This window comes from Kutzneria sp. 744 (genome assembly GCF_000568255.1).
Taxonomy (GTDB): domain Bacteria; phylum Actinomycetota; class Actinomycetes; order Mycobacteriales; family Pseudonocardiaceae; genus Kutzneria.
The window spans coordinates 2266643-2269769 of sequence record NZ_KK037166.1 but is presented as its reverse complement, the minus strand read 5'-3'; the positions used below and the strand labels follow the sequence as shown (position 1 = coordinate 2269769).

4 protein-coding genes are annotated in these 3127 nt (G+C 72.3%); all 4 read left to right on the top strand.

Annotated elements, in window-relative coordinates:
- Window positions 1-817: helix-hairpin-helix domain-containing protein (locus tag KUTG_RS10125; protein WP_043716514.1), on the top strand; the 817-nt coding region annotated here is incomplete at its 5' end.
- Between the two features lie 103 nt (window positions 818-920).
- Window positions 921-1778 carry an RNase adapter RapZ gene (gene rapZ / locus KUTG_RS10120; protein WP_052396559.1) on the top strand — a complete coding sequence of 286 codons (858 nt, stop codon included), beginning with the start codon at window positions 921-923 and terminating at the stop codon, window positions 1776-1778.
- Entirely contained in the window at window positions 1775-2773 is a 999-nt protein-coding gene (yvcK, locus tag KUTG_RS10115) for a gluconeogenesis factor YvcK family protein (RefSeq protein ID WP_304413665.1), read from the top strand. The genes rapZ and yvcK overlap by 4 nt, the downstream gene beginning before the upstream one ends.
- Window positions 2774-2796: 23 nt before the next feature.
- Window positions 2797-3127: DNA-binding protein WhiA (gene whiA / locus KUTG_RS10110; RefSeq protein ID WP_043716510.1), on the top strand; the 331-nt coding region annotated here is incomplete at its 3' end.

Below are 3127 nucleotides of genomic sequence, written 5' to 3'. Positions count from 1 at the left end.
CGCCTTCGCGCAGCACAAGCTGCGCCGCGCCGGCGACCTGACCGCTCGCTCGGCGGCGCTACAGGAACTCCAGGACGCGCTCGGACTGGACTCGGCGCCGCTGCGCATCGAGTGCACCGACGTCAGCCACGTGCAGGGCACGGACGTGGTGGCCTCGCTCGTGGTCTTCGAGGACGGCCTGGCCCGCAAGTCGGAGTACCGGCGGTTCGCGATCCGCGAGGGCGCGGAAGGCGGCGACGTCGGCTCGATCGCCGAGGTCGTCCGCCGCCGTTTCGCCCGCTACCAGCAGGAAGCGGCCGCCCCGGTCGACCCGGACCGCCCCGGCATCGACCCGGACACCGGCAAGCCGCGCCGCTTCGCGTACCCGCCGAACCTGCTCGTCGTCGACGGCGGCGCGCCCCAGGTGGCGGTGGCCGCGGACGTGCTGGCCGAGCTCGGCGTCACCGATGTCGCCGTGATCGGCCTGGCCAAGCGCCTGGAGGAGGTGTGGGTCCCGGGTGAACCCGATCCGGTGATCCTGCCGCGCACCAGCGAGGCGCTGTACCTGTTGCAGCGCGTGCGGGACGAGGCTCACCGCTTCGCCATCACCTACCACCGCCAGAAGCGCGGGCAGCGCATGACCACCTCGGAGCTGGACCAGGTCCCCGGCCTCGGCCAGACCCGGAAGGCGGCGCTGCTCAAGCACTTCGGCTCGGTGCGCAAGCTGCGCGAGGCCACCGTGGATGAGATCAGCGGGGTGCCCGGCGTCGGCCGGCGCACCGCCGAAGCCGTGCACGCCACCCTGGCGAGTGCCGGGAAGGAAAGGGAATCGACGTGAGTGAGCTTGCGATCTCACCATTCAACACTGTAGTGCGTGCACTCAGGAGCTCGGCGAGCGTCAGCGAGGTGAGCTCGTGAGTGCACCCGCCTCCAAGTCGGGCATCGAGGTTGCCGTGGTGACCGGACTGTCCGGCGCCGGCCGCAGCACCGCCGCGAAGTGCCTGGAGGACCTGGGCTGGTTCGTCGTGGACAACCTGCCCCCCGAGCTGATCGCCACCATGGTCGAGCTGGGCGCGCAGGCCCGCGGCGCCATCACGCGGGTCGCGGTCGTGATGGACGTGCGCAGCCGCGCGTTCACCGACGACCTGGCGGCCATCATCAAGGACCTCGACGCCCGCGGCTACAAGCCCCGCGTGCTGTTCCTGGAGGCCACCGACGACGTGCTGGTGCGCCGCTTCGAGTCCGTGCGCCGCGGCCACCCGATGCAGGGCGACGGCCGGCTGGCCGACGGCATCGCCGCCGAGCGCCTGCTGCTGACCCCGTTGCGCGAGGCGGCGGACCTGGTGCTGGACACCAGTTCGCTGTCCGTGCACCAGCTGCGGGCCAAGATCGAGGACACGTTCGGCTCCGAGGCCAGCGCCCGCACCCGGGTCACCGTGCTCTCCTTCGGGTACAAGTACGGCCTGCCGATGGACGCCGACCTCGTGATGGACGTGCGCTTCCTGCCCAACCCGTTCTGGATCCCGGAGCTGCGCGAGCAGACCGGCCTCGACGCCGACGTGCGCAACTACGTGCTCAGCCAGGAGGGCGCGGAGGAGTTCCTGGACCGCTACCACGAGCTGCTCAAGCTGATCGGCGCCGGCTACCGCCGTGAGGGCAAGCGCTATCTGACCTTGGCTGTCGGCTGCACCGGTGGTAAGCACCGAAGCGTGGCAATTTCCGAAGAACTTTCAGGACTGCTGTCGACGGAGGACGGGATGACCGTCAAGGTCGTGCACCGGGACCTGGGTCGCGAGTGATTCCCGTGCAGCCGATCGGCGCGCATGACAAGCCCCTCCGAGCCGTCGCCCTGGGCGGCGGCCATGGCCTCCAGGCCACGCTCGGCGCCCTGCGCCTGCTCACCCCGGACGTCACCGCCGTGGTCACGGTGGCCGACGACGGCGGCTCCTCCGGCCGGCTGCGCCGCGAGCTGGGCCTGCTGCCGCCCGGCGACCTGCGCAAGGCCCTGGCCGCGCTGGCCGCCGAGGACGACGCCGGCCGGATGTGGGCGGAGGTGTTCCAGCACCGCTTCGGCGGCAGCGGGGCGCTGGCCGGCCACGCCGTCGGCAACCTGCTGATCGCCGGCCTGCTGGAGACGCTGGGCGACCCCGTCGCGGTGCTGGACGAGGTGGCGCGGCTGATGGGCCTGCGCGGGCGGGTGTTACCGATGAGCAACGTGCCGCTGGACATCGAGGCGGACGTCACCGGGCTGGACGAGGACGTCGCCGCGGTTCGCCGGATCAGGGGACAGGTGGCGGTCGCCACCACACCCGGTCAGGTGCAGCGGATCCGGCTGCGGGCCGACCGCAACGGCCCGCCGACGGCGTGCCCGCAGGCCGTGCAGGCGGTGCTCGACGCGGACGTCGTGCTGCTCGGACCTGGATCTTGGTTCACCAGCGTGCTGCCGCACCTGCTCGTGCCGGAGCTGCATGAGGCCCTGGTCGACACGGCCGCCTGCAAGGTGGTTGTGCTCAACCTCGTCCCCCAACCAGGTGAGACCGCCGGTTTCTCCCCCGAACGCCACTTGGACGTACTCTGCCAGCACGCACCGAGACTGCGGGTTGACGCTGTGGTCGCCGACGTGGACTCGGTGCCGACCCCGGAGCGGCTGCGCACTGCGGCGGCCTCGCTGGGGGCGACGGCGCACCTGTCCAGCGTGACGGCCGGGGGCGCCGCCGACCGGCATGATCCGGCGGCGCTGGCGCTGTCCCTGCGGGACGCGCTGCAGCTGCACGGACTGCACGACCGAGTGTGAAGTAGAGGCGGAGGAGACCACCTGTGGCGATGACCGGCGCGGTCAAGGACGAGCTGAGCCGGCTGGCGGTGGCCAAGACGTGCTGCCGCCGGGCCGAGGTCTCCTCCCTGCTGCGGTTCGCCGGTGGCCTGCACATCGTCGCCGGCCGGGTCGTGGTCGAGGCCGAGCTGGACACCGGCGCGGCCGCGCGGCGGCTGCGCAAGGAGATCCACGACCTGTACGGGCACCACTCCGACGTGCACGTGCTGACCTCCGGCGGGCTGCGCAAGGGGACCCGCTGGGTGGTGCGGGTGGTCAAGGACGGCGAGGGACTGGCCCGTCAGACCGGCCTGCTCGACCCGCGCGGCCGCCCGG